Genomic DNA, 24,569 nt, shown 5'->3' on the forward strand with positions numbered 1-24,569 from the left:
CCTAGCCGCGGGGGGCCTAGTCCGTGAACACCACGGTCTTGGCGCCGTTCAGCAGCACGCGGTCTTCCAGCCGCCAGCGGACGGCCCTGGCCAGGACCCGGCGCTCGATGTCGCGGCCCTTGCGGATCAGGGCGGCGGGGGTGTCGCGGTGGCTGATGCGCTCGACGTCCTGCTCGATGATCGGGCCTTCGTCGAGGGCGGCGGTGACGTAGTGGGCGGTGGCGCCGATCACCTTCACCCCGCGCTCGTGGGCCTGGTGGTAGGGGCGCGCGCCCTTGAAGCCCGGCAGGAACGAGTGGTGGATGTTGATGCAGCGCTCCTCCAGCTTGGCGGCCAGGCCGTCGGACAGCACCTGCATGTAGCGGGCGAGGACGACCAGCTCGGTCTGCGTCTCCTGGATCAGCTTCCAGATCGCCGCTTCCTGCTCCAGCTTGGTCGAGCGCGTCACCGGCAGGTGGTGGAACGGTACGTCCGAGAGGTCGAGGTTGGCGTAGGTCTCGATCGGGTGGTTGGAGACCACGGCGGCGATCTCCATCGGCAGCTCGCCGCGGCGCCAGCGATAGAGCAGGTCGGCCAGGCAGTGGTCCTGCTGGCTGGCCAGGATCATCACCTTGCGCCTGATCTTCGGGTCGCGCAGCGACCAGCGCATGGCCAGGCCCTTGGCCAGGTCCTCGAACTCGGCCCGCATGGCCTCGACGTCGGCGCCCTTGGCGTCGAAGACCACGCGCATGAAGAACTTGCCGGTCTCCTGGTCGTCGTACTGCTGGGCGTCGAGGATGTTGGCGCCGCGTTCGAACAGGAAGGCCGAGACGCGGGCGACGATACCGGGCTGGTCGGGACAGGCGAGGGTCAGGATCATGATGGCGCTGTAGGGCGCAATCCTGATCAATCCGTCAAGGCTGGAGGCTTCCCGGCTTGGAGGCGGACGGGGGGCGGGCGTAGGCTGGGCCCATGCCGAACCCGCAAGACCTGACCGCCCGCGCGCTGGAGATCCTCGAGACGCTCGTGGCCTTCGACACCACCTCGCGCCTGTCCAACCTCGCCCTGATCGAGTGGGTCGAGGCCTATCTGGACGGCCATGGCGTCGCCCATCGGCGGGTGCCCAATCACGACGGCAGCAAGTCGAACCTGATCGCCAGCGTCGGGCCGGCCATCCCGGGCGGGGTGGTGCTGTCGGGCCATACCGACGTGGTGCCGGTCGACGGCCAGGCCTGGACCAGCGACCCGTTCGTGCTGACGCCCAAGGACGACGGGCGGATCTATGGGCGCGGGACCTGCGACATGAAGGGGTTTCTGGCCCTGTCGCTGGCCGCTGTCCCCGGCCTGCTGGCCGTCCAGCCGAAAAAGCCGGTGCACCTGGCCTTCTCCTATGACGAGGAGATCGGCTGCCTGGGGGCGCCGGACCTCATTCGCGTCATCGCCGCCGAGCTGCCGCGCCCGGCGCTGGTGGTGGTGGGCGAGCCGACCGACATGGAGGCGGTGCGCGGCCACAAGGGCATCTCGACCTTCACCGTCACGGTGACCGGCAAGGAGGCCCATTCCAGCCAGACCCACCTGGGCGTCTCGGCGATCATGGAGGCGATCCCGCTGCTGGCCTCGCTGAAGGCGCTGGCGGCGCGGCTGGAGGCGGCGGCGGACCCGGCCTCGCCGTTCCTGCCCAGGCACGCGACCCTGACGGTCGGGCTGCTGCACGGCGGCACGGCGGGGAACATCCTGGCGCGGGAGTGTTCGTTCCAGTTCGACCTGCGCTGCCCGCCGGGGCAGGACCCGCTGGCGCTGCTGGCGCCGTTCCGAGCCGAGGTCGAGGCGCTGGACGCGCGGCTCAAGGGCCTGTTCCCGGCCGCCGGCGCGAAGATCGTCCAGCGCTCGGGCACCCCGCCGCTGTCGCCGGAGGAGGACGGCGTGGCTGAACGGTTCGCGCGGCGGCTGGCCGGCGACAACGGCCCGGCCCGGGTGGCGCCCTATGCGGCCGAGGCCGGGCAGTTCCAGGCGGCCGGCTTCTCGACCGTGATCTGCGGCCCCGGCTCCATCGACCAGGCGCACCAGGCCGACGAATATGTCGAGCGCGCCCAGATGGAGCGCGGCGGGGCGTTCATGGCGCGGCTGATCGACTGGGCCGCAACGGGCGAATGACCGCCCGGCGCTGGAAGAGGTCGTAGGGGTTCCAGGTCATGGCCCGGGCGATCTGCAGGGTCGAGGCGCGGCGCCGCTTCTGGACCTGGCGGCGGCTCTTCAGGATCGTCGGCAGGCCCTTGAGCGACTCCTTGAAGGCGCGCCAGACGATGTGGGCGTGGGGGTGGTTCTCGCGCCGGCTGGAGATGTAGGCGACGGCCGCCAGGTGCAGCGGCGCCACCACCGGCAGCAGCGGCCAGGGGGTGTCCTTGTAGACCACGTAGAAGCGGTTGCGGGTGCCGTGGAAGACCGCGAACTCGGACTTGCGCCCGCCGCTGGAGGCCGAGCCGACGTGGTGGATGGTGGCGGCGGGGACCAGGACGGTCGGCTCGCCGGCCAGTTGCAGCCGGTAGCCGAGGTCGACGTCCTCCGAATAGCAGAAGAAGAACTCGTCGAATCCGCCGAGGTCCAGGAACAGCGCCCGGTCGATCATCATCGCCGCGCCGCAGGGGGAGAACACCTCGCCCTCGGGGGTGTCCCCGGGATCGGGGGCCAGGTAGCCGCCGCGATAGGGAATGCCGTAGCCGGACATCACGTCGCCCAGCCCGTCGAGGTGGGTCGGGTCCTCGGCCATGACCTGGCGCGAGGTGAAGGAGCGCACCTGCGGATGGCGGCGGGCGGCGTCCACCAGCTTCTCCAGCCAGTCGGGCTCGGCATAGGCGTCGGGGTTGAGCAGCACGAACCAGCGGCCGCGCCCCAGCCGGGCGGCCTGGTTGCCGGCCCCGGCGAAGCCCAGGTTCTCGGCGTTCTGAATCAGCCGCACGAACGGGAACTCGCGCGCGATCGCCGCGTCGCCGGGGTCGGGCGAGGCGTTGTCGATCACCAGGGTCTCGAAGTCGCGCCAGGTCTGGCCGGCCAGATGCTGCAGGCAGGCGCGCAGGGTGGGGCCGGAATTGTAGGCGATGACGCAGACTGTGATCTGGACCGGGATCTCGACGGGGCTTTGCGGCGCTGGCGACTTGTGTTCCTGCGCGTGGTCGTTCATGCGGGGGCGGTTCCAAACTTGCAGGCAGTCATGACGTCGATCACGCCGCTTTCCATTCCAGAGGTCCTGCTTATCACGCCCAAGCGCCATGGCGATGCGCGCGGGTGGTTCGCCGAGACCTGGAGCCGGCGGTCGCTGGCGCAGGCGGGCGCCGACCATGAGTTCGTGCAGGACAACCAGGCCTTCAACGCCAGGGCCGGGACGGTGCGCGGCCTGCACTTCCAGAACGCGCCGCATCCGCAGGCCAAGCTGGTGCGGGTGCTGCGCGGCGAGATCTTCGACGTGGCGGTGGACATCCGCCCGGGCTCGCCGACCTATGGCCGCTGGGTCGGCGCCCGGCTGACCGCCGAGGGCGGCGAGCAACTGCTGGTCCCGCGCGGGTTCGCGCACGGCTACCAGACCCTGACCGACGGCTGCGAGCTGTTCTACAAGGTCGACGGCCAGTACGCGCCGCAGACCGAGGGGGCGCTGCTGTGGAACGATCCCGAGGTGGGGATCGAATGGCCGTGGGACGGCGAGGTCGTCCTGTCGGACAAGGACCGCGTGGCGCCGCGGCTGAAGGACATGCCGGTCCCGGCCTTCTAGCGGGACTTGCAAGAAAGACGGTCGGGGGGCCGAAGCGAGTGACGGGTATGAGTGAGCTGGTGCGGATCCTCGATATCGAGGCCATCGACCTGGACATGTTCCGCGGCCACAACGCCGACGGCGAGACGCGGCGCATCTATGGCGGCCAGGTGGTCGCCCAGGCGCTGGCCGCCGCCTACCGCACGGTCGACGCGCGGGTCTGCCACTCGATGCACGCCTATTTCATCCGCGGCGGCGACCCGAAGATCCCGATCCTGCTGAAGGTCGAGCGGGTGCGCGACGGCGGCAGCTTCACCATGCGGCGGGTCACGGCCCTGCAGCACGGCCAGCAGATCTTCAACCTGTCGGCCTCGTTCCAGGCCCCCGAGCCTGGCCTGGAGCACCAGATCGAGATGCCGGCCCTGCCCGGGCCCGAGGGCCTGCTCGACGAGGACCAGTTGCGCGCGGCCGGCGGCGAGACCGAGCAGCGGCGGACCTGGCCGGTCGAGGTGCGGCCGATCGATCCGCCGCCCTATGGGACCGCGCCGGTCATGGATCCCGAGCAGGCCATCTGGTTCCGGGCGCGCGAGCCGCTGGGCGCCGATCCGATGATCCACCAGTGCGCCCTGGCCTACGCCACCGACATGACCTTGCTGGACACCTCGCTGCGGCCGCACGGCATCCCATGGAGCGAGGGGCGGCTGCAGGTCGCCAGCCTCGACCACGCGCTGTGGTTCCACCACGCGACCGACTTCACGCAATGGCACCTCTATGTGCAGGACAGCCCCTCGGCCTCGGGCGGGCGGGGCTTCAACCGCGGCTCGATCTTCGATGCGAACGGCAAGCTGGTGGCCTCGGCGACGCAGGAAGCGCTGATCCGGTATCGGTAGAGCGCCGCTGTCATTCCGGTTTGCGCAGCGAGACCGGGAGCCATGAGCACTGAGGGCGGCGCCTCATTCGTCAGGCGCGGCGCGAATGGGTCCCGGACAAGCCCTGCGGGCTTTCCGGGATGACACTTGAGCGTGCGCGCGCCTTATTTTCCTCTCCCATTCATGGGGGAGGGGGACCGGCGCAGCCGGTGGAGGGGGCGGCGGCTGGCGATGAGCTTGCGGCTCGCCCCCTCCACCACGCTGGCGCGTGGTCCCCCTCCCCCGCTTCGCAGGGGAGGAAAGGATATGCGGGGCGTCTGCGGGTTCAGACCGTCTCTTCCTGCGCGACGAAGCCCTTCCAGGTGTTCATGTACTCGACGAAGGCGGGGCCCAGGCCCTCCTTGCGCAGGTGCTCGCGGGTGACCGGCAGGGCGATGGCCGCGAAGTCGGGGTCGGCGGCGACCTGTTGCGGGAAGTCGTGGTGCAGGATGGCGGCGCGGCCGATCAGGACGTAGTCGGCGCCGTCCGCCAGGCACTGGCGCGCGGTGGCGGCGGTCATGATCTTCCCCGCCACGCCCAGGCGCACCGAGCCGCGGTCGAGCTCGGTGAAGTAGGACATCAGGGTGCGGCCCTTGAACGCCTCTTCCACCGGCTCCTTGGCCACGTCCCAGAGCGACATGTCGAGATAGTCGATCGCGGCCTCGCTCATCAGCGACTGGGCGAGGTCGCGGATCTCGGCCAGTCGCAGGTCGAAGCGCTCGGGCGAGAGGCGGACGCCGAGGTTGAAGTCGGGGCGGCAGGCGGCGCGGACGCCGGCGATGATCTCGCGCAGCAGCCGGGCGCGGTTCTCCGGCGAGCCGCCGTAGCGGTCCTCGCGCCGGTTGAGGGTCGGGGAGAGGAACTGGCAGATCACATAGCCGTGGGCGCCGTGCAGCTCGACGCCGTCGAAGCCGGCCTTCTGCGCGCGGACGGCGGCGGCGATGAAGTCGTCGCGCAACTGCTCGACCTCGGCCAGGGTCAGGGCGCGCGCGCCGGTGTCGGCGTCCTGCGACGGGCAGACCGGGGCCTGGCCGATCAGCTCCTTGGGCGAGCGCATGCCGGCATGGTGCAACTGGACGACGGCGAGGCTGCCCTGCGCCTTGATGGCCGCGGCCAGGCGGGTGAGGCCGGGCAGGTGCTGGTCGCCGAACACGCCGAGCTGGCCGGGGAAGCCCTGGCCGACCGCCTGGACGTGGGCCGCGCAGGTCATGGTCAGGCCAAAGCCGCCCTTGGCCCGGAAGGTCAGCCAGGTGAACTCGTCGTCCGACAGCACGCCGTCGACATGGCTCTGCAGGTTGGTCAGCGGGGCCAGCATGAAGCGGTTCTTCATGGCCGGGCCGTGGTTGAAGGTCAGGGGGGCGAAGAGATCGGTCATGCTTCCACCTCGAACGAAAGGCCGGCGTTCTTCTGCAGGCGGGCGATGAGCCTGTCGCCGAGCGCCGCGCCGGGGACCCAGATCCCGCCCGGGACCTCGGGGGCGTCCTTGACCAGGCAGATGGCGGTTTCGGCGATGATCTTGGAGGTCGAGCCGTAGCCCGGGTCCTTGTCGCCCTTCACCGAGACCACGACCTTGCGGCCGTCGGCGGCCACGCCGATGAAGACGGCGTCGTAGAAGCCGGTCTCGCGCTCCTCCTTGCTGGGGCCTTCGCCCGGCTGCGGGCCGGCGCCCTCGTCCAGCGCGAACGAGGCCGGGGCCTTGGGATCGACCACGGCCATCTCGTCGTAGACGAAGTCCTGCCCGTAGGCGTGGCCCTGGAGGAAGTTCGAGCGGTGGACGTTCTTGGTGTTGATGGCGGCCATCATGAACGGGCCGACGTCGGCGCCCAGGTCCTCGTCATGCTCGACGGCGTCGCCGCGCGGCTGCTCGGGGCCCTTGAAGCCGGGGGTCAGGGCGAAGGGATCGACCATCAGGGCCAGCAGGCTGGGGTCCTTCTGGATCGCGGCCATGGTGGCGCGGCCGCTGGCGGCGGTGCCGCCGGAGAGGCCGCCCTTCAACTGGCGCATGCGGCCCTTCACGCGCGGGACCACGCCGCCCAGCTTCTGCCTGGCGGTCTGTTGCGCGAAGTAGACGCCGAGCTCGAAGGGGATGGAGTCGAAGCCGCAGGAGAACAGGATGCGCGCGCCGCTCTTCTTCGCCGCGGCCTCGTGGGCGCCGATCATCTGGGCCATCCAGTTCGGCTCGCCCGAGAGGTCGAGATAGTCGGTCCCGGCGGCGGCGCAGGCGGCGACCAGGTCCGAGCCGTAGAGCTGGTAGGGGCCGACGGTGGTCAGCACCGCCTTGGTGCGCTCGACCATCGCCTTGACCGAGGCGGGGTCGCCGGCGTCGGCGACGATCAGCGGGGTGTCCTTGGGGGCGCCGATCTCGTCGCGGACGGCCTGGAGCTTGTCCAGGCTGCGGCCCGCCATGGCCCATTTGACCTCGCCGCCGACGCCGTAGCGGGCGGCCAGGTGTTCGGCGACCAGCCGGCCGGTGAAGCCGGTCGCGCCATAGACGATGATGTCGAATTCCGCGCCTGGGTTCATGGCGTTCCTCTGTTTTCCACCCCTGGATGGGGGCGACCTTGCCGGGAAATTCGGGGCGGCGCAAACAAGCGTTTGAAAATTAGGACGTGTCGAACGGCGTCCGAGGCGTTTTTCTCGCGCCCAGCGCGTCTCGCCCTTGCCCCGACACCGGGGAAGCGGGTGAATGGGGGCGTCCGACGTCGGCGGCGACCGGCGCGAAGGGAGACGTCCGAGTGACAACGAACGCGCCGGCCCCACGGCCGCTGTCGACGCCGATGGCGCTCTCGTTCTCCACCCTGGCCCTGCCGCTGGGCGCCCTGGCGGTGGCGGTCTCGGTCTACATCCCGCCCTTCTTCGCCAGCCAGCTCGGCGTCAACCTGACCTCGATCGGCCTGGCCTTCTTCATCGTGCGGATGCTGGACCTGGGGGTCGACCCGGTGCTGGGCCTGGTGATGGACCGCACCCGCACCCGGATCGGCCGCTACCGCCTCTGGGTGCTGATCGGCGGGCCGATCCTGATGGCCGCGGTCTACGCCCTGTTCGAGGCGCCAAATGGAATCGGGCTCGGCTACCTGGTCGTCTGGCTGCTGGTCTTCTACCTCGGCAACTCGATCCTGAGCCTCGGCCACTCGGCCTGGGCCGCGACCCTGGCGACGGAGTACCACCAGCGCTCGCGGGTGTTCGGCATCCTGGCGGCGGCCGGGGTGGTCGGGGCGATGAGCGTGCTGCTGATCCCGATCGGCGCGGCCCACGTCGGCCTGAGCGAAGGCGAGGGGGTGCGGGCCATGGGCTGGTTCATCTTCGCCCTGATCCCGGTGGTGGTGATCCTGGTGGCGCTGCGCACGCCCGAGCGCGTCGTGCCCACGCCGCACGAGCATTTCGCGTTCAAGGACTACCTGTCGCTGATCACCAAGCCCGACCTGCTGCGGCTGTTCCTGGCCCAGATGGCCCTGACGCTCGGCCCCGGCTGGATGAGCGCGCTCTACATGTTCTTCTTCACCGACTCGCGCGGGTTCTCGGTGGAGCAGGCCTCGGCCCTGCTGCTGGTCTATGTGGTGGCGGGCATCGTCGGGGCGCCGCTGACGGCGCGGCTGGCCATGCGGTTCAGCAAGCACCGCACGCTGATGGTCACCACCACCGCCTATTCGCTGGGCCTGTGCACGGTGATGTTCCTGCCCAAGGGCAGCATGGCGGCGGGCGTCCCGATGATGTTCTGGCAGGGCTTCATGGCCGCCGGCTTCGACCTGATGATCCGCGCCATGCTGGCCGACGTCGCCGACGAGGTGCGGCTAGAGCAGGGCCAGGAGCGGCTGAGCCTGATCTATGCGCTGAACGCCCTGGCCAACAAGATCGCCTCGGCCTTCGCCATCGTGCTGACCTTCCGGCTGCTGGCGCAGATCGGGTTCAACGCGGCCGACGGGGCGGTCAACAGCGACGCGGCGATCCGGGGGCTGGAGCTGGCCTTCATCGCCGGGCCGATCGTGTTCGTGATGCTGGGCGGGGCCTGCGTGGTGGGCTGGAAGCTGGACGCGGCCAAGCACGCGGCGATCCGCGAGGAGCTGGAGCGGCGCGACGCGCTCTATGCCGAGGCCCCGATCCTGGAGAGCTTCGCGCCCGACCCGGCGCCGCCGGTGCTGCCGCAGGGCGGGCGCGACTGACGCGGGGTCATGGTGGGCGGCGGGGCAAATCCGTGACAGCGTAAGGCCAAAGCGCGCAGGAGGACGCCCCATGGAAGACCGCATCACAGTCGAGCTGAAGGACGGCGTGGCCGACGTCCGCCTGGTCCGCACCGACAAGATGAACGCCCTGGACGACGCGATGTTCTCGGCTCTGATCGAGACCGGCGAGCGGCTGAAGACCGAAAAGGGCGTGCGCGCCATCGTGCTGTCGGGCGAGGGGCGGGCGTTCTGCGCCGGGCTCGACATGGGCAATTTCGGCAAGATGGCCTCGGGCGAGCGCAAGGGCGGCCAGTCCTCGACCGGCGAATCCCTGCTGACCGACAAGCGCACGCCCGGCGGTTCGAACCGCGCCCAGCATGCGGTGATGGTCTGGCGCGAGCAGCCGGTCCCGGTGATCGCCGCGGTGCATGGCGTGGCCTTCGGCGGCGGCTTCCAGCTCGCTTTGGCGGCCGACCTGCGCCTGGTCGCCGCCGACGCGCGGATGTCGGTGATGGAGATCAAGTGGGGCCTGGTGCCGGACATGGCCGGGATGGTGCTGCTGCGCGGCCTGGTCCGCGACGACGTCGCCCGCGAGCTGACCTATACGGGCCGGGTCTTCGAGGGCGAGGAGGCCGCGCGGATCGGCCTGGCCACCCGGGTCTGCGCCGACCCGCGGGCCGAGGCCCTGGCCCTGGCCGCCGAGATCGCCGGCAAGAGCCCGACCGCGATCCGGGCGGCCAAGCGGCTGCTGGACATGACCCTCGACGCCGACCAGCACGCGATCCTCAAGGCCGAGAGCGTCGAGCAGGCGGCGCTGATCGGCTCGCCCAACCAGGTCGAGGCGGTGATGTCGAACCTGCAGAAGCGCGCCGCCGCCTACGCCGACTGATGCCGACGCTCTATCACTGCGCCGACGCCCGCTCGTTCCGCGCCCTCTGGGCGCTGGAGGAGCTGGGCGTTCCCTACGAGTTGAAATTGCTGCCGTTTCCGCCGCGGGTGCGGGCGCCGGAGTACCTGGAGGTCAACCCGCTGGGCACCATCCCGTTCTTCGTCGACGGGGAGACGAAGATGACCGAATCCTCGGCCATCCTGCAGTACCTGGCCGTTCGGCACGGCGGGCCGCTGAACGTGCCGAGCGACGATGGCGACTACGGCGCCTGGCTGAACTGGCTCTATCTGGGCGAGGCGACCCTGACCTTCCCGCAGACCCTGGTGCTGCGCTACACGCGGCTGGAGCCGAAGGAGCGGCGCAACCCGCAGGTGGCCGAGGACTATGCCCGCTGGTTCATGGCGCGGCTGCGGGTGGTGGACAACGCCTTGCAAGACAAGGACTTCCTGGTGGGCGGGCGGTTCACGGCGGCGGACATCTCGGTGGGCTACGCCCTGCTGCTGGCCGGGACCCTGGGGCTGGCCGAGCGGTTCAGCCCGGCGGTGAGCGCCTACTGGGCGCGGCTGCAGGCGCGCGAGGGCTTCGCGCGCGCCAAGGCGGCGCAGGGCGCCGAGGGAACCCCGGAGTGGCAGGTTTAGCGGCCGGCCCCGCAGGAACCCGCCGGTTCCGCTCCCAAAGGAATTTTCTATCGAAATAGATTGTTCAATCGATTGGACTGTGGGTCCACACGGGTGTCATCTCGAAAGTCCAGGGTCTAGCGCAAGATCCGAACTCAGGGAGGTACGTCATGGACGCCGAGAACAAATGCCCCGTGGACGGCGGCAGGGTCAGCGGCAAGGCTGTTCTGTTCGGGATGACCAACCGGCTTTGGTGGCCGAACCAACTGGACCTGTCGGTCCTTCACCAGAACCCGCCGGCGGGCAATCCGACCCCCGATCTCGACTACGCCTCGGCGTTCCGCAGCCTGGACCTGAAGGCGGTCAAGCAGGACGTCTTCGACCTGATGACTAAGTCGCAGCCCTGGTGGCCGGCCGACTATGGCCACTATGGCCCGCTGTTCATCCGCATGGCCTGGCACAGCGCCGGCACCTATCGCGTCGCCGACGGCCGGGGCGGCGGCGGGGACGGCGCCCAGCGCTTCGCGCCCCTGAATAGCTGGCCGGACAACGCCAACCTCGACAAGGCCCGCCTGCTGCTGTGGCCGGTGAAGCAGAAGTACGGGCAGAAGCTCTCCTGGGCCGACCTCCTGATCCTGGCCGGGAACTGCGCGCTGGAATCCATGGGCTTCAAGACCGCCGGCTTCGGCGGCGGCCGCGAGGACGTCTGGGAACCGCAGAACGACATCTTCTGGGGCCCCGAGCGCGAGTGGCTGGGCGACGAGCGCTATAGCGGCGAGCGCGACCTGGCCCACCCGCTGGCGGCGGTGCAGATGGGCCTGATCTACGTCAATCCCGAGGGGCCGAACGGCAAGCCCGACCCGGTGGCGGCGGCCCACGACATCCGCGAGACCTTCGCGCGGATGGCGATGAACGACGAGGAGACCGTCGCCCTGATCGCCGGGGGCCACACCTTCGGCAAGACCCACGGCGCGGCCAAGCCGGACGAGTATGTCGGCCCCGAGCCGGAAGGCGCGAGCATCGAGTCGCAGGGCCTGGGCTGGAGCAACAGCTTCGGCGACGGCGCGGGCGTGCACACGATCACCAGCGGCCTCGAGGGCGCCTGGACCAAGAACCCCATCAAGTGGGACAACAACTTCTTCGAGAACCTGTTCGAGTTCGAATGGGAGCTGACCACCAGCCCGGCCGGCGCCCATCAGTGGAAGCCGAAGAACCCGGAGGCGGCGAACACCGTCCCCGACGCGCACGACCCGGCCCGGCGGCACGCGCCGACCATGCTGACCACGGACCTGGCCCTACGGTTCGACCCGAACTACGAGAAGATCTCGCGGCGGTTCTATGAGAACCCCGAGCTGCTGGCGACGGCGTTCGCCGAGGCCTGGTACAAGCTGACCCACCGCGACATGGGGCCCCACAGCCTGTTGCTGGGGCCGGAGGTTCCGGCCGAGCCGCGGCTGTGGCAGGACCCGATCCCGCCGCTCGATCATCCGCTGATCGACGAGGCCGACATCGCCGCGCTGAAGGCCCAGATCCTGGGCTCGGGGCTGTCGACCGGCCGGCTGGTGGCCACGGCCTGGGCCTCGGCCTCGACCTTCCGCGGCTCGGACAAGCGCGGCGGCGCCAACGGCGGGCGCATCCGCCTGGCCCCGGCCAAGGACTGGGCGGTCAACGAGCCGGCCGAACTGGCCGACGTCCTGGCCAAGCTGGAAGCGATCCAGGCCGCGTTCAACGCCTCGGCGGCGGGTGGCAAGAAGGTCTCGATCGCCGACCTGATCGTGCTGGGCGGCAGCGCGGCCGTCGAGCAGGCGGCCAAGGCGGCGGGCCATGACGTGAAGGTCCCCTTCACGCCGGGCCGCACCGACGCCTCCCAGGAGGAGACGGACCCGTACTCCTACGCGGTGCTCGAACCCAAGGTGGACGGCTTCCGCAACTTCATCAGCGGCGACCAGACGCGCTCGCCCGAGGAGATGCTGCTGGACCGCGCCCACCTGCTGACGCTCAGCGCGCCGGAGATGACGGTGCTGATCGGCGGCCTGCGGGTGCTGGGGGCCAATGTCGGCGGCTCCAAGCTCGGCGTGTTCACCGACCGGCCGGGGGTGCTGACCAACGACTTCTTCGTCAACCTGCTGGGCACCAGCTTCGGCATGAAGTGGGCGGCGGCCGACGACAGCGACGACGTCTTCGAGGCCAGCGACCGCGTCACGGGCGAGAAGAAGTGGGCCGGCTCGCGGGTCGACCTGATCTTCGGCTCGAACTCGCAACTGCGGGCGCTGTCGGAAGCCTATGCGACCGACGACGCCAAGGAGGCCTTCGTGAACGCCTTCGTGGCGGCGTGGACCAAGGTGATGAACCTGGACCGCTTCGACCTGGCGGCCTAGCGGGCCGGCTCTGTTTCCTCCCCTGCGTCAGCGGGGGAGGAAAGGGCTTGAGGTCAGGCCGCCCACTCGGCGCGGACGTCGGGGTCGTTCTCGGCGGTCGCCGCGCGAAGGGCGGCGAAGTCGGCGGGGGCCAGCAGGCGTGAAAGCGCCCAGACCGCCGCGCCGCGGACCAGGGGCGCGGGGTCGTCCAGCAGCCGGCGGGCGGACGCCGCCAGGCCGGGCGCGCTCGAATTGCCGATGGCGTAGAGCACGTTGCGGATGAAGCGGTCGCGGCCGATGCGCTTGACCGGGCTCTTGGCGAAGAGGGCGCGGAAGGCGGCGTCGTCGAGGGCGGCGAGGTCGGCCAGCGCCGGCTCGCGCAGGGCCTCGCGCGCGTGCAGCCGCTGCTCGCGGGAGGTGGCGGCGAACTTGTTCCAGGGGCAGACCGCCAGGCAGTCGTCGCAGCCATAGATGCGGTTGCCGAGCAGGGGCCGGAACTCGGCCGGGATCGGGCCCTTCAGCTCGATGGTCAGGTAGGAGATGCAGCGGCGCGCATCGAGCTGGTAGGGCGCGGGGAAGGCGTTCGTCGGGCAGACGTCCAGGCAGGCGCGGCACTGGCCGCAGGAGCCGCCGCTGGGGCCGTCGGGGGGCAGGTCGAGTTCGGTGAGGATCGAGCCGAGGAACAGCCAGGAGCCGAACTCGCGGCTGACCAGGTTGGTGTGCTTGCCCTGCCAGCCGAGGCCGGCGCGCTCGGCCAGCGGCTTTTCCATCAGCGGGGCGGTGTCGACGAAGACCTTCAGCTCGCCGCCGAAGCGCGAGACCAGCCAGCCGGCCAGTTGCTTGAGCCGGCCCTTGATCAGCTCGTGATAGTCGTCGCCCTGGGCGTAGACCGAGATCGCCGCCCGGTCCTTGCGGGCCAGGACCTCCAGCGGGTCGTGGTCGGGGCCGTAGTTGACGCCGAGCATGATCGCCGAGCGGGCGGCCTCCCACATGGCGGTCGGATGCTGGCGGCGGCCTTGCGTGTCCTCGATCCAGCCCATCTCGCCGTGGCGGCCGTGTTCGACGAACGCGCGCAGTCGCTGGGAGGCGGCCCACTCGGCGCGGGCGTCGGCGATGCGGCAGGCGTCGAAGCCGAGCTCGGCGGCGCGCTGGCGGATCAGGTCTGCGGCCTTGGGATCAGAAGTCGAGGTCGTCATAATGCTGCGCCGGCGCGAGGCCGGGCCAGCGATCGGCCAGCAGCGGCCGGAAGCACGGCCTCGATTTCAGCTTCATGTACCAGGTCTTGACCGCGGGGAAGTCGCGCCAGGGCACGTCGCCGAAATAGTCGATCACCGACAGGTGCGCGGCGGCGGCGAAATCGGCCATCGACAGCCGCCGGCCGGCCAGCCAGTCGCGGCCCGACAGCAGCGCCTCGACATAGACCAGGTGCGCGCGCAGGGCCTCGCGGCCGGCGCGCATGGCGGCTAGGTCCGGGGCGCCGAGGCCGAGCAGGCGCTTTTCCATCTTCTCGTGCAGCAGGAAGCCGCCGACCTCGTAGTCGAACTTGCGGTCGAACCATTGCAGCAGGCGGCGGGCCTCGGCGCGCTCGGCCGGGTCGCGGCCCAGCAGCGGCGGCTCGGGATGGGCCTCCTCCAGGTGGTCGAGGATGGCGCGGCTCTCGCACAGCACGAGCTGGTCGCGGCCGCTGGCGGCGATCAGCACCGGGGTGAGGCCCGAGGGATTCAGCTTCACCAGCGCCGCGGGCCGTTCCCAGTAGCGCACCTGCTCCTCGCTGAACGGCAGGCGCTTTTCCCCGAGCGCCAGGCGCACCTGGCGAGACGCGGGATCCAGGGGGAAGTGCAGGAGGGTGAGGTCGGGGCTCATCAGGCGACCGAGTATCGCTAATCCTCGTTAAGGCCGCGTTTACCGAGGGCGGTCTCGGCGAAGGCGCCGCCGTGCGGTTCGGCCGCGCCGCGGGGGTCGGGATGGATGATGATGTCGGCGCTGGGGAATTCGGCCAGGATGCGCTTCTCGGCGGCGACCACGGCGGCGTGGGCCTGCTGGAGCGACAGGGCGGGGTCGAGGTCGACGTGCATCTGCATGTGAACGTATGGACCCGAGGCGCGGGTCCGGAGCTGGTGCACGTCGGTCAGGCCGGGGTCCTGGGTGACCAGGGCCTTGATCCGCTCGCGCGCCTCGTGCGGCAGTTCGCGGTCCATGAGCTGGTTGGCCGCCTCGCGGAAGACGCTGATCGCGCCCCAGAGCAGCAGGGCGGTCACCACCAGGGCGGCGATGGCGTCCAGGCCGTTCCAGCCGAGCACGGCGGCGGCGGCGATGCCGATCAGGGCCGCGGCGTTGGAGGCCAGGTCGGTGGCGTAGTGGGCGCGGTCGCCGGCCACGGCCACGGAGGCGGTCCGCCGCAGGACGTAGCTCTGGGCGGTGATCAGGCCGGCGGTCAGCAGGGTCGAGACCAGCATCACCGCCACGGCGAGGCCCTCCTGGCGCATCTCCTGCGGTTCGACCAGGCCCATGATCGCCTCGCGGCCGATCAGGGCGGCGGAGGCGAAGACCAGGCCGCCCTGCATCAGGCTGGCGAAGGCCTCGGCCTTGCCGTGGCCGAACCGGTGCTCGGCGTCGGGCGGGCTGGCGGCGTAGCGCACCGCGAAGAAGGTGATCAGCGAGGCCAGCAGGTCGAGCGCCGAATCGGCGGCCGAGGCCAGCAGCGCGACCGATCCGCTCAGCGTCCAGACCACCGCCTTGAGGGTGACCAGCAGTAGCGCCACCCCGGTCGAGGCCAGGGTGATCCTGCGGGTCAGGACGGAAGCCTCGGCGAGGCTGAGGCGGGGTTGAGCGGCCATGCCCCCCTCATAGCGCCGCCGCGGCGGCGACCCCAGCGCGAACGACTCGCGGCGCTGAGCGGAGGGGGCGGGGCCGAGCCGCCTCCTGGTCCCATCCGGTGTTCATGGGCCGCGGTCTTGCTGCGTAAACCGGGATGACACCTGTTTTTCTCCGGTGGCGGTTGGCGCAAGCTGCTTGGTGGATTTTGAAACACCAAGATCACGAAGGACACGAAGAGCGCGAAGGCGCCGTGGGGGTGGCGGGCGTGGTGCGAGGGATGGAGTGCGCCTCTGGCGCGTTTGTCGCGGGCGTGCTTCCCGTGTCATCCCGGAAAGCCCGCAGGGCTTGTCCGGGATCCATTCGCGCCGCGCCTGACGAATGAGGCGCGGCCCCGCCGCAAAAGCTCAACTGACTTGATGACACCCTGGGGGTTTAGGCGGCCTTCAGCGGGGCGGGGCCGACATAGACCGACTGCGGCCGGATCAGGCGTCCGCCGGCGACCTGTTCGCGGGCGTGGGCGATCCAGCCGGCGACGCGGCCCATGGCGAAGACGCAGGTGAAGGCGCTGGGCGGGAAGTCCAGCGCCTCCAGCAGCAGGGCCGTATAGAACTCGACATTGGTGTCGAGCGGGCGGTTGGGCTTGTGCGCCTTGAGGATCGCCAGGGCGGCGGCCTCGACCGCCTCGGCGAAGGCGATGCGGCCGGGGCGCGCGTCGCCGGCCAGGCGGCGGACGGCGGCCTTCAGCGCGTCGGCGCGCGGGTCGCGGACCCGGTAGACGCGGTGGCCGAAGCCCATCAGCCGGTCGCCCCGGGCCAGGGCCTGCTCGATCCAGGCGCGGGCGTTGGCCGGTTCGCCGATCTCGTCCAGCATCTCGATCACCGGGCCGGGGGCGCCGCCGTGCAGCGGGCCCTTCAGCGCGCTGATCCCGCCGAGCACGGCCGAGGTCAGGCCCGCGCGGGTCGAGGCGATCACCCGGGCGGCGAAGGTCGAGGCGTTGAGGCCATGGTCGCTGACCGTGACCAGGTAGGTGTCCAGGGCGCCCGCCTGGGCCGGGCCGGGGGCCTGGCCGCTGATCATGCGCAGCGCGTCGGCGGCGTGGCCGAGCGCCGGGTCGGGGGCGACCGGGGCCTGGCCGGCGTGGGCGCGGACCACGGCGGCGGTGAAGACGGCGGGCGCCGCGATCAGGCGCAGGGCGGTCGCCAGGTCGTCGCCGTCCGCGAGCCGCGCGGTCAGGGCGCGCACGGCTTCGACGGGGCTGAGGTCCAGCAGGCCGGGGTCGAGGGCGGCGACCTCGGAGAACACCTCGGCGCGGGCCGCGCCCAGGGCCGGGGCCAGGTCGGCGGGCAGGTCGTCGAAGAAGCCGTCGAACAGGATGCGGACCAGATCCTCGAACCGCGTGGCGCCGGCCAGTTCGTCGAGGGAATGGCCACGGATGATCAGCACCCCGCGCTGGCCGTCGACCTCCGACATCACGGTGTTGGCGGCGACGACGTCTTCAAGGCCATCGGACATGGGAAACTCCTCTTGCTGAGCGCGATATTTGCTCGCAAGCTGAATGGGTCAATCTTGATCAATATAATCAACGTATGAGCCCCCAGGCCGCCGCCGCCCGACCGCCCGAATGGATCGCCGCCGAGGAGGCGCGCGAGCGGCTGGGGGTGCGGGCCCAGACGCTCTACGCCTATGTCAGCCGCGGGCGGGTGCAGGTGCGGCCCGATCCGCGCGATCCGCGCCGCAGCCTCTACCGGGCCGCCGACATCGCCGCCCTGACCGACCGCAAGAGCCGCAGCCGCAAGGTGGCGGAGGTGGCGGCCGGGGCGATCACCTGGGGCGAGCCGGTGCTGACCTCGGCGATCACCACGATCTCGGGCGGGCGGCTGTTCTATCGCGGCCGCGACGCGGTGGAGCTGGCCCAGACCGAGACCCTGGAGTCGACGGCCCGGCTGCTGCGCGGCGGCCATGGGGCGGCGCTGAAGCGGACCGACCGCCCGCCGCCGCCGCAGGCCGGCGACATGCGCTCGCGCGCGTTCCTGGCGCTGGCGACGCGGGCCGGGGCGGACCCGCCGGCGCGGGGGCGCAACCCGCTGGCCCTGGCGGTGGAGGCCGCGACCCTGCTGGACGTGCTGACCGACGCCGTCGCCGGCCAGGTGGGCGGCGGGGCGATCGCCGGGCGGCTGGCCCTGGCCTGGGGGCAAGGTCCCGGCGGGCCGGGGGCGGACCTGATCCGCCGGGCGCTGGTGCTGCTGGCCGACCATGAACTCAATCCCTCGACCTTCGCCGCGAGGGTGGCGGCCTCGACGGGGGCCTCGCTGGCCGCCTCGGCCCTGGCCGGGCTGGCGGCGCTGTCGGGTCCGCGCCACGGCGGGGCGCCGGCCGCGGTGCAGGGCCTGGCGCGCGAGGCCGCCGCGGTCGGGCCGCGGGCGGCGATCGCCGCGCGGCTGGCCGAGGGGCGGACGGTCCCGGGCTTTGGCCATGTGCTCTATCCCGACGGCGACCCGCGCGCCCAGGCGCTGCTGGAGCGGTTCGAGCCCCCGCCGGAGATGGTCCGCCTGCAGTCGGCGGTCGGGGCGGTGACGGGGCTGGCGCCCAATGTCGACTTCGCGCTGGTGGCGATGTCGCAGGCGCTGAAGCTGCCGGACGACGCCCCCTTCGCCCTGTTCGCCGTCGCCCGCTGCGCCGGCTGGATCGCCCACGCCATCGAGCAGGGCCAGGGCGGCGGGGTGATCCGGCCGCGGGCGCGGTATGTCGGCGAGGCGGGGTAGCCCCTCACCCAACCCTCTCCCTGGGGGAGAGGGCAGGCCGATCGCATATGGCCCGGACCCCTTTTCCTCCCCTGCGCAGCGGGGGAGGGGGACCGCCCGAAGGGGGGTGGAGGGGGCGAGCCGCGAGCTCATCGCCGGCCGCCGCCCCCTCCACCGGCTGCGCCGGTCCCCCTCCCCCATGAATGGGGGAGGAAAATAAGGCGCGCTCGATCTGCGATCGCCCTGCCATGAATGGGGAGAGGGGTCGTTCCTAGGCCCGGTGGTGCACGGCTTCTTCCTCGGCCAGGGGCTTGTCGAGGCGGTGGACCATTTCCTTGGGGACGACCTGCCAGAACTTGGGCAGCAGGCGGTCCCAGTCGCGCAGGACGCCCTGGGCGAAGCTGGAGCCGGTTTCGCGGGCGTGCTCCTCGACCAGGGCCTTGAGCTCGGCCTCCCAGTGCAGGGTCCCGATCCGCTGGACCACGACGCTGTCGGGGTTGAGCATGGTCAGGAAGCGGTCGTGCAGGTCGAGCACATAGGCCATGCCGCCGGTCATGCCGGCCGCGAAGTTGAAGCCCACGGGCCCGAGCACCACCGCCCGGCCGCCGGTCATGTATTCCAGGCCGTTGGCGCCGCAGCCCTCGACGACGGCCGAGGCGCCGGAGTTGCGGACCCCGAACCGCTCGCCGGCCAGGCCCGCGGCGAACAGCTTGCCGGCCGTGGCCCCATAGAGGACGGTGTTGCCGATGATGGCGTTGGACTCCGCGCCGGCCAGGTGCGGCGAGGGACGGACGACCAGGGTCGCCCCCGACAGGCCCTTGCCGACATAGTCGTTGGCCTCGCCGGTCAGCTCGATGCGCAGGCCCTGGACGGCGAAGGCGCCGAGGCTCTGGCCGGCCGAGCCCTTGAGCTGGACGGTCAGGTGGCCCGGCGGCAGGCCCTCCATGCCGAACTTGCGGACGATGTGCGAGGAGGTGCGCGAGCCGATCGCCCGGGCGGTGTTCCTCACGGTGTAGGTGAGCTGCATCTTCTCGCCGCGCTCGAGCAGCGGGGCGGCGTCGCGGACGATCTGGGCGTCGAGGGTGTCGGGCACCTCGTTGCGGCCCTCGACCGTGCAGAACGGCGCGTGCGGGCCGGGGTCGGCGCGGACCAGCAGCGGGTTGAGGTCGAGGTCGTCGAGGTGCTCGCCGCCGCGGGAGACCTGCTGCAGCAGGTCGGTGCGGCCGACGATCTCGTTGAGGCTGCGGAAGCCCAGGCCCGCCAGGATCTCGCGCACCTCCTCGGCGATGAAGGTGAAGAGGTTGATGACCTTTTCCGGGCTGCCGGAGAACTTGGCGCGCAGGGCCTCGTCCTGGGTGCAGACCCCGACCGGGCAGGTGTTGGAATGGCACTGGCGGACCATGATGCAGCCCATGGCGATCAGGCTGGCGGTGCCGATGCCGAACTCCTCGGCGCCCAGCATGGCGGCGATGACCACGTCGCGGCCGGTGCGCATGCCGCCGTCGGCCCTCAAGCGAACCGAGTGGCGCAGGTTGTTGAGGGTCAGGACCTGGTTGGCTTCGGAAAGGCCCATCTCCCAGGGGCCGCCGGCGTACTTGATCGAGGTCTGCGGCGAGGCGCCGGTGCCCCCGACATTGCCGGAGATCAGGATCACGTCTGCTTTCGCCTTCGCGACCCCGGCGGCGATGGCGCCGATGCCGGTCATGGCCACCAGCTTCACGCAGACCCGCGCCTCCGGGTTGATCTGCTTGAGGTCGTAGATGAGCTGGGCCAGGTCCTCGATCGAATAGATGTCGTGGTGCGGCGGCGGGCTGATCAGCATCACGCCGGGCGTGGAGTGACGCAGCCTGGCGATCAGCTCGGTGACCTTGAAGCCGGGCAACTGGCCGCCCTCGCCGGGCTTGGCGCCCTGGCTGACCTTGATCTCGATCTCGCGGCACTCGTTCAGGTACTGGGCGGTGACGCCGAAGCGGCCCGAGGCGATCTGCTTGACCGCCGAGTTGGGGTTGTCGCCGTTGGGCAGCGGCCTGTAGCGGGCCGGGTCCTCGCCGCCCTCGCCCGAGACGCTCTTGGCGCCGATCCGGTTCATGGCGATGTTGAGCACGCCGTGCGCCTCGGGGCTCAGCGCGCCCATGCTCATGCCCGGCGTCAGGAAGCGCTTGCGGATCTCGTTGACGCTTTCGACCTCGTCGAGGCTGACCGGGCGCTCGGTGGAGCGCAGGTCGAGCAGGTCGCGGAGCTGGATGGTCGGCATGCGGCGCATGCCCTCGGAGAACGCCTTGAACGCCCCGTAGTCGCCGGTGTCGCAGGCGCGCTGCAGGGTGTGGATCATCCGCGCCTCGAAGGCGTGGGCCTCGCCGGCGCGGCGGGCCTTGTAGAAGCCGCCGACCGGCAGGGAGATGGCGCCGGCGTCCCACGCCTTGCGGTGCAGCTCGATCGCCTTGGCCTCGATGCCGGCCAGGCCGATGCCGGAGATGCGCGAGGGCATGCCGGGGAAGAACTCGGCGACCAGGGCGCGCGAGAGGCCCAGCGCCTCGAAGTTGTAGCCGCCGCGATAGGACGAGATCACCGCGATGCCCATCTTGGCGATGATCTTCAGCAGGCCGCCCTCGACGGCGTGCTTGAAGTTCACGCAGAGGTCGCGGAGCGTCAGGTCGCCGGTCAGGCCGCGGTCGAGGCGGTCCTGGAAGCTCTCCTGGGCCAGGTAGGCGTTGACCGCCGTGGCCCCGACCCCGACCAGCACCGCGAAATAGTGGGTGTCGAGGCACTCGGCCGAGCGGACCACCAGCGAGACGTAGGAGCGCAGGCCCTTGGCGACCAGCGAGGAATGCACCCCGCCGGTGGCCAGGATCATCGGCAGGGCGACGCGGCCCGGACCGCTGCCCTCGTCGGTGAGCACGATGGTGGCGCAGCCGCGCAGGGCCGCGTCCTCGGCCTCGGCCCGGATGCGGTCGAGATTGGCGCGCAGGGCGTCGCCCGGCCGGCTCTCGGGCGCGGGGAGGGGCATGGTGCAGTCGATGACCGCGACGTTCTTCTCGCCGATGAACTCGATGATGCGGCCGTACATGCCGGTGGTCAGCACCGGGCTTTCCAGCACGAAGACGTCGGTCTGGGCCTCGTCCTGGGCCAGGATGTTGCCGAGGTTCTTGAACCGGGTCTTCAGGCTCATCACCGAGGTCTCGCGCAGCGAGTCGATCGGCGGGTTGGTCACCTGGCTGAAGTTCTGGCGGAAGTAGTGCGACAGCGGCCGGTACTGGTCGCTGAGCACGGCCAGGGGCGCGTCGTCGCCCATCGAGCCGACGGCTTCCTTGGCGTCCTCGACCATGGGGGCGAGGATCAGCTCCAGGTCCTCGAGGCTGAGGCCGGCGGCGACCTGGCGGCGGACCAGCTCCTCGCGCGAATAGGCGCGCGGCTCGGGGCCTGGCGCGATCTCGCTCTCCAGGTCGATCATGTTGCCCAGCCACTGGTCGTAGGGGTGGCGCTGGGCCAGGTGGTCGATGATCTCGTCCTCGCCGTAGAGGCGGCCCTCGACCAGGTCGACGGCCAGCATGCGGCCGGCGGCGATATGGGTCTTCCTGACGATGCGGGCCTCGTCGACGCGGCACATGCCCGCTTCCGAGCCCATGATCAGCAGGCCGTCGTCGGTATAGGCCACGCGCAGCGGGCGCAGGCCGTTGCGGTCCTTGCCGGCCACGACCCAGCGGCCGTCGCTGGCGCAGATGGCGGCCGGGCCGTCCCAGGGCTCCATCACCGCGTTGCAATAGGCGTAGAGCGCCTTGTGCGCCGGCTTGATCTGCTCGTCCGAGCGGGCGTTCCAGGCCTCCGGGATCAGCAGGGCCTTGGCCATGGGCGCGTCGCGGCCGGCGCGGACCAGCACCTCGAAGGTGTTGTCCAGCGCCATGGAGTCCGAGCCGTGCGGGTCCTGGATGACCGGCTTCACGTCGTCGCCCATCTCGCCGAAGGCGTCGGCCGCCATCCGGATCTCGTGGGACTTCATCCAGTTGACGTTGCCCTTCTTGGTGTTGATCTCGCCGTTGTGGGCCAGCATGCGGAAGGGCTGGGCCAGGCGCCATTCGGGGAAGGTGTTGGTCGAATAGCGCTGGTGGAAGATCGCCACCGCGGCGGCGAAGCGCTCGTCGCGCAGGTCGGGATAGAACTCGTCGATGTGCTGGGCGAGGAACATGCCCTTGTAGATGAGCTGCCGGGCCGAGAACGAGCACAGGTAGAAATGCTGGATGCCGGCGGCGGCGACGCGCTTCTCGATGCGCTTGCGGCACAGGAACAGGGCGCGCTCCAGCGCCTCGCCGGTCAGGCCGGCGGGGGGCGAGAGCATGATCTGCTCGATCTCGGGGCGGGTGGCGTTGGCTTTCTCGCCGATCACCGAGGTGTCGACCGGCACCTGGCGCCAGCCGTAGATGTAGAAGCCGAAGCGCAGGGCCTCGGCCTCGACGATGGTGCGGGCCGATTCCTGGGCGCCGAGGTCGTTGCGCGGCAGGAAGACCTGGCCGACGGCGATGGGGCCGGGGCGCAGGACGTGGCCGATGCGGGTCACCTGGTCGGCGAAGAAGTCCTGCGGCACGGACAGCAGCACCCCGGCGCCGTCGCCGGTCTTGCCGTCGGCGTCGACCGCGCCGCGGTGCCAGACGCTCTTGAGCGCGGTGATGGCCAGTTCGACCACCTCGCGGCGCGGCTTGCCGTCCAGCGCGCAGACCAGGCCGACGCCGCAGGCGTCGCGCTCGTCGCCGGGGGAATAGGCGTGGGCCGCGGTGAGGGCGGCGCGGTTGGCGAGGTAGCGGGCGGTGTCGCCCTCGAACCATTCGTCGTGGTGGTCGCTCATCGGGATCACTCCGCGGCCAGCAGCGCGCGCTGCGAGAGGTATTGGTGGATGGCGTCGGCGGCGTCGCGGCCGTCGCGGATGGCCCAGACCACCAGCGAGGCGCCGCGGACGATGTCGCCGGCGGCGAAGACGCCGGGCAGGCTGGTCGCCTGGGTCCTGAAGTCCGCCTTCAGCGTGCCCCAGCGGGAGACGGCGAGGTCGGGGGCGCCGAACAGGTTCGGCAGGTCCTCGGGGTCGAAGCCCAGGGCCTTGATCACCAGGTCGACGGGCAGGTCGAAGTCGCCGCCCTCGACCTCCTCGGGCGCCTGCCGCCCCGAGGCGTCGGGCGGGCCGAGCCGCATGCGCGCGGCGCGCAGGCCGTCGGCGCGGCCGGCGTCGCCCAGCACGGCGCGCGGGGCGGCCAGCCATTCGAACACCACGCCCTCCTCCTCGGCGTGGGCGACCTCGCGGGCCGAGCCGGGCATGTTGGCGCGGTCGCGGCGATAGAGGCAGGTGACGGACTTCGCGCCCTGGCGCACGGCGGTGCGCACGCAGTCCATGGCGGTGTCGCCGCCGCCGACCACCACCACGTCGCGGCCGGCCGCATTGAGCTCGCCGCTGTCATAGGCCGGGACGTGGTCGCCCAGGCCCACGCGATTGGAGGCGATCAGGTAGTCGAGGGCCGGCGTCACCCCGGCCGAGCCGGCGCCCGGGGCGATCAGCTCGCGGGCCGCATAGACGCCGGTGGCGATCAGGATCGAGTCGTGACGGGCGCGCAGCTCGGCCAGCGAGGCGTCGCGGCCGACCTCGAAGGAGAGCTTGAACTGGACGCCGCCCTCGGCCAGGCGCCGGGTGCGGCGCTCGACCACGTCCTTCTCCAGCTTGAAGCCGGGGATGCCGTAGATCAGCAGGCCGCCGGCGCGGTCGTGGCGGTCGTAGACGACGACCTCGTAGCCGGCTTCGCGCAGCCGCTCGGCCGCGGCCAGGCCGGCCGGGCCGGCGCCGACGATCCCCACCGACTGGCCGCGGGCGGGGCCGGGGCGGAGCGGCTGGACCCAGCCTTGCTCCCAGGCCTTGTCGGTCAGGTAGCGCTCGACCGCGCCGATGGTGACGGTGCCGTGGCCGGACTGCTCGATGGTGCAGGAGCCCTCGCACAGGCGGTCCTGCGGGCAGATGCGGCCGCAGATCTCGGGCATGGAGTTGGTGGCCTGGCTGAGGGCGTAGGCTTCCTCCAGCCGGCCCTCGGCGGTCATCCGCAGCCAGTCGGGGATGTTGTTGTGCAGCGGGCAATGGGTCTGACAGAACGGGATGCCGCATTGCGAGCAGCGCGAGGCCTGCTCGGCGGCCTTGGCGTCGATGAAGTCGGCGTAGATCTCGTGGAAGTCGCCGGCGCGCGCGTCGGCCGCACGCTTCGGGGGCGTAGTCCGCTCGACGGTCGTGAACTTCAGCATGCGCTCGGCCATGGCCGCAAAACCTCCACACCCGGATGTCAGGCAGGCTGCTGTAGCGGCGAATGCGCCTCGGCAAAAGTTGATGGTAAAAT

General features: G+C 71.2%; 18 protein-coding genes. 8 read left to right on the forward strand and 10 right to left on the reverse strand.

Features of this window, described 5'->3' with window-relative positions:
* Positions 1–16: 16 nt before the first annotated feature.
* Entirely contained in the window at positions 17–859 is an 843-nt protein-coding gene (gene purU, locus RTL41_RS16215; RefSeq protein ID WP_312166119.1) for a formyltetrahydrofolate deformylase, read from the reverse strand.
* A 92-nt stretch (positions 860–951) separates the two neighbouring features.
* On the opposite strand from purU, the gene argE reads away from it, so the two are divergent.
* A complete protein-coding gene (argE, locus tag RTL41_RS16220; protein WP_312166120.1) occupies positions 952–2,133 on the forward strand; it encodes an acetylornithine deacetylase in 1,182 nt (393 codons plus the stop codon).
* Here the strand turns inward: argE and RTL41_RS16225 are convergent.
* Complete coding sequence (locus tag RTL41_RS16225) at positions 2,093–3,157, reverse strand: glycosyltransferase family 2 protein (RefSeq protein ID WP_312166121.1); 1,065 nt, start codon at positions 3,155–3,157, stop codon at positions 2,093–2,095. The genes argE and RTL41_RS16225 overlap by 41 nt on opposite strands.
* Before the next feature lie 30 nt (positions 3,158–3,187).
* Between RTL41_RS16225 and rfbC the strand changes: the two genes are divergently transcribed.
* Together rfbC and RTL41_RS16235 are read left to right on the forward strand one after the other, a co-directional pair.
* Positions 3,188–3,742, forward strand: coding sequence for a dTDP-4-dehydrorhamnose 3,5-epimerase (rfbC, locus tag RTL41_RS16230; RefSeq protein WP_312166122.1), 555 nt, complete (start codon positions 3,188–3,190; stop codon positions 3,740–3,742).
* 47 nt (positions 3,743–3,789) lie between these two features.
* A complete protein-coding gene (locus RTL41_RS16235; protein WP_312166123.1) occupies positions 3,790–4,611 on the forward strand; it encodes an acyl-CoA thioesterase II in 822 nt (273 codons plus the stop codon).
* A 304-nt stretch (positions 4,612–4,915) separates the two neighbouring features.
* Here RTL41_RS16235 and RTL41_RS16240 read toward each other — a convergent pair whose 3' ends face one another.
* Entirely contained in the window at positions 4,916–6,004 is a 1,089-nt protein-coding gene (locus RTL41_RS16240) for an NADH:flavin oxidoreductase (protein ID WP_312166124.1), read from the reverse strand.
* Positions 6,001–7,152, reverse strand: a complete 1,152-nt coding sequence (locus RTL41_RS16245) for a saccharopine dehydrogenase NADP-binding domain-containing protein (protein WP_312166125.1) — start codon at positions 7,150–7,152, stop codon at positions 6,001–6,003. Before RTL41_RS16245 ends, RTL41_RS16240 begins: the two co-directional genes overlap by 4 nt.
* A gap of 212 nt (positions 7,153–7,364) precedes the next feature.
* Between RTL41_RS16245 and RTL41_RS16250 the strand changes: the two genes are divergently transcribed.
* The 4 genes from RTL41_RS16250 (at position 7,365) to katG (ending at position 12,673) form a co-directional block, all read left to right on the forward strand.
* Positions 7,365–8,789, forward strand: coding sequence for an MFS transporter (locus RTL41_RS16250; RefSeq protein WP_312166126.1), 1,425 nt, complete (start codon positions 7,365–7,367; stop codon positions 8,787–8,789).
* Between the two features lie 70 nt (positions 8,790–8,859).
* On the forward strand, positions 8,860–9,678 hold the full coding sequence (locus RTL41_RS16255; RefSeq protein ID WP_312166127.1) for a crotonase/enoyl-CoA hydratase family protein: 819 nt from the start codon (positions 8,860–8,862) through the stop codon (positions 9,676–9,678).
* On the forward strand, positions 9,678–10,316 hold the full coding sequence (locus tag RTL41_RS16260; protein WP_312166128.1) for a glutathione S-transferase family protein: 639 nt from the start codon (positions 9,678–9,680) through the stop codon (positions 10,314–10,316). The genes RTL41_RS16255 and RTL41_RS16260 overlap by 1 nt, the downstream gene beginning before the upstream one ends.
* A 149-nt stretch (positions 10,317–10,465) precedes the next feature.
* Positions 10,466–12,673, forward strand: a complete 2,208-nt coding sequence (katG, locus tag RTL41_RS16265) for a catalase/peroxidase HPI (protein WP_312166129.1) — start codon at positions 10,466–10,468, stop codon at positions 12,671–12,673.
* 53 nt (positions 12,674–12,726) lie between these two features.
* On the opposite strand, the gene queG is transcribed toward katG, so the two are convergent.
* The 4 genes from queG to RTL41_RS16285 all read right to left on the reverse strand — a co-directional run bounded on the left by queG (position 12,727) and on the right by RTL41_RS16285 (position 16,981).
* On the reverse strand, positions 12,727–13,848 hold the full coding sequence (gene queG / locus RTL41_RS16270) for a tRNA epoxyqueuosine(34) reductase QueG (protein ID WP_312166130.1): 1,122 nt from the start codon (positions 13,846–13,848) through the stop codon (positions 12,727–12,729).
* Positions 13,829–14,515, reverse strand: a complete 687-nt coding sequence (locus RTL41_RS16275) for a glutathione S-transferase family protein (RefSeq protein ID WP_312166131.1) — start codon at positions 14,513–14,515, stop codon at positions 13,829–13,831. Before RTL41_RS16275 ends, queG begins: the two co-directional genes overlap by 20 nt.
* Positions 14,516–14,532: 17 nt before the next feature.
* Positions 14,533–15,489, reverse strand: coding sequence for a cation diffusion facilitator family transporter (locus tag RTL41_RS16280; protein ID WP_312166132.1), 957 nt, complete (start codon positions 15,487–15,489; stop codon positions 14,533–14,535).
* A gap of 412 nt (positions 15,490–15,901) precedes the next feature.
* Positions 15,902–16,981: a citrate synthase/methylcitrate synthase gene (locus RTL41_RS16285; protein WP_312166133.1), complete on the reverse strand. Its 1,080-nt coding sequence runs from the start codon at positions 16,979–16,981 to the stop codon at positions 15,902–15,904.
* 74 nt (positions 16,982–17,055) lie between these two features.
* Between RTL41_RS16285 and RTL41_RS16290 the strand changes: the two genes are divergently transcribed.
* On the forward strand, positions 17,056–18,231 hold the full coding sequence (locus tag RTL41_RS16290; protein WP_312166134.1) for a citrate synthase: 1,176 nt from the start codon (positions 17,056–17,058) through the stop codon (positions 18,229–18,231).
* A gap of 250 nt (positions 18,232–18,481) precedes the next feature.
* Here the strand turns inward: RTL41_RS16290 and gltB are convergent, their stop codons facing one another.
* Positions 18,482–23,047 carry a glutamate synthase large subunit gene (gene gltB, locus RTL41_RS16295; RefSeq protein WP_312166135.1) on the reverse strand — a complete coding sequence of 1,522 codons (4,566 nt, stop codon included), beginning with the start codon at positions 23,045–23,047 and terminating at the stop codon, positions 18,482–18,484.
* Positions 23,048–23,052: 5 nt separating this feature from the next.
* Positions 23,053–24,489 carry an NAD(P)-dependent oxidoreductase gene (locus tag RTL41_RS16300; RefSeq protein WP_312166136.1) on the reverse strand — a complete coding sequence of 479 codons (1,437 nt, stop codon included), beginning with the start codon at positions 24,487–24,489 and terminating at the stop codon, positions 23,053–23,055.
* Positions 24,490–24,569: the final 80 nt, after the last annotated feature.

This window comes from Phenylobacterium sp. (assembly GCF_031984885.1).
Taxonomy (GTDB): domain Bacteria; phylum Pseudomonadota; class Alphaproteobacteria; order Caulobacterales; family Caulobacteraceae; genus Phenylobacterium.

Excerpts from the sequence above, each read along its gene's own strand:
- RTL41_RS16290 (WP_312166134.1), top strand. The coding sequence starts at position 17,056 with ATGAGCCCCCAGGCCGCCGCCGCCCGACCGCCCGAATGGATCGCCGCC.
- gltB (WP_312166135.1), bottom strand. The coding sequence starts at position 23,047 with ATGAGCGACCACCACGACGAATGGTTCGAGGGCGACACCGCCCGCTAC.
- RTL41_RS16240 (WP_312166124.1), bottom strand. The coding sequence starts at position 6,004 with ATGACCGATCTCTTCGCCCCCCTGACCTTCAACCACGGCCCGGCCATG.
- RTL41_RS16225 (WP_312166121.1), bottom strand. The coding sequence starts at position 3,157 with ATGAACGACCACGCGCAGGAACACAAGTCGCCAGCGCCGCAAAGCCCC.
- rfbC (WP_312166122.1), top strand. The coding sequence starts at position 3,188 with ATGACGTCGATCACGCCGCTTTCCATTCCAGAGGTCCTGCTTATCACG.
- RTL41_RS16245 (WP_312166125.1), bottom strand. The coding sequence starts at position 7,152 with ATGAACCCAGGCGCGGAATTCGACATCATCGTCTATGGCGCGACCGGC.
- RTL41_RS16275 (WP_312166131.1), bottom strand. The coding sequence starts at position 14,515 with ATGAGCCCCGACCTCACCCTCCTGCACTTCCCCCTGGATCCCGCGTCT.
- RTL41_RS16285 (WP_312166133.1), bottom strand. The coding sequence starts at position 16,981 with ATGTCCGATGGCCTTGAAGACGTCGTCGCCGCCAACACCGTGATGTCG.
- RTL41_RS16260 (WP_312166128.1), top strand. The coding sequence starts at position 9,678 with ATGCCGACGCTCTATCACTGCGCCGACGCCCGCTCGTTCCGCGCCCTC.
- RTL41_RS16235 (WP_312166123.1), top strand. The coding sequence starts at position 3,790 with ATGAGTGAGCTGGTGCGGATCCTCGATATCGAGGCCATCGACCTGGAC.
- RTL41_RS16280 (WP_312166132.1), bottom strand. The coding sequence starts at position 15,489 with ATGGCCGCTCAACCCCGCCTCAGCCTCGCCGAGGCTTCCGTCCTGACC.
- RTL41_RS16300 (WP_312166136.1), bottom strand. The coding sequence starts at position 24,489 with ATGGCCGAGCGCATGCTGAAGTTCACGACCGTCGAGCGGACTACGCCC.
- argE (WP_312166120.1), top strand. The coding sequence starts at position 952 with ATGCCGAACCCGCAAGACCTGACCGCCCGCGCGCTGGAGATCCTCGAG.
- RTL41_RS16255 (WP_312166127.1), top strand. The coding sequence starts at position 8,860 with ATGGAAGACCGCATCACAGTCGAGCTGAAGGACGGCGTGGCCGACGTC.
- purU (WP_312166119.1), bottom strand. The coding sequence starts at position 859 with ATGATCCTGACCCTCGCCTGTCCCGACCAGCCCGGTATCGTCGCCCGC.
- queG (WP_312166130.1), bottom strand. The coding sequence starts at position 13,848 with ATGACGACCTCGACTTCTGATCCCAAGGCCGCAGACCTGATCCGCCAG.
- katG (WP_312166129.1), top strand. The coding sequence starts at position 10,466 with ATGGACGCCGAGAACAAATGCCCCGTGGACGGCGGCAGGGTCAGCGGC.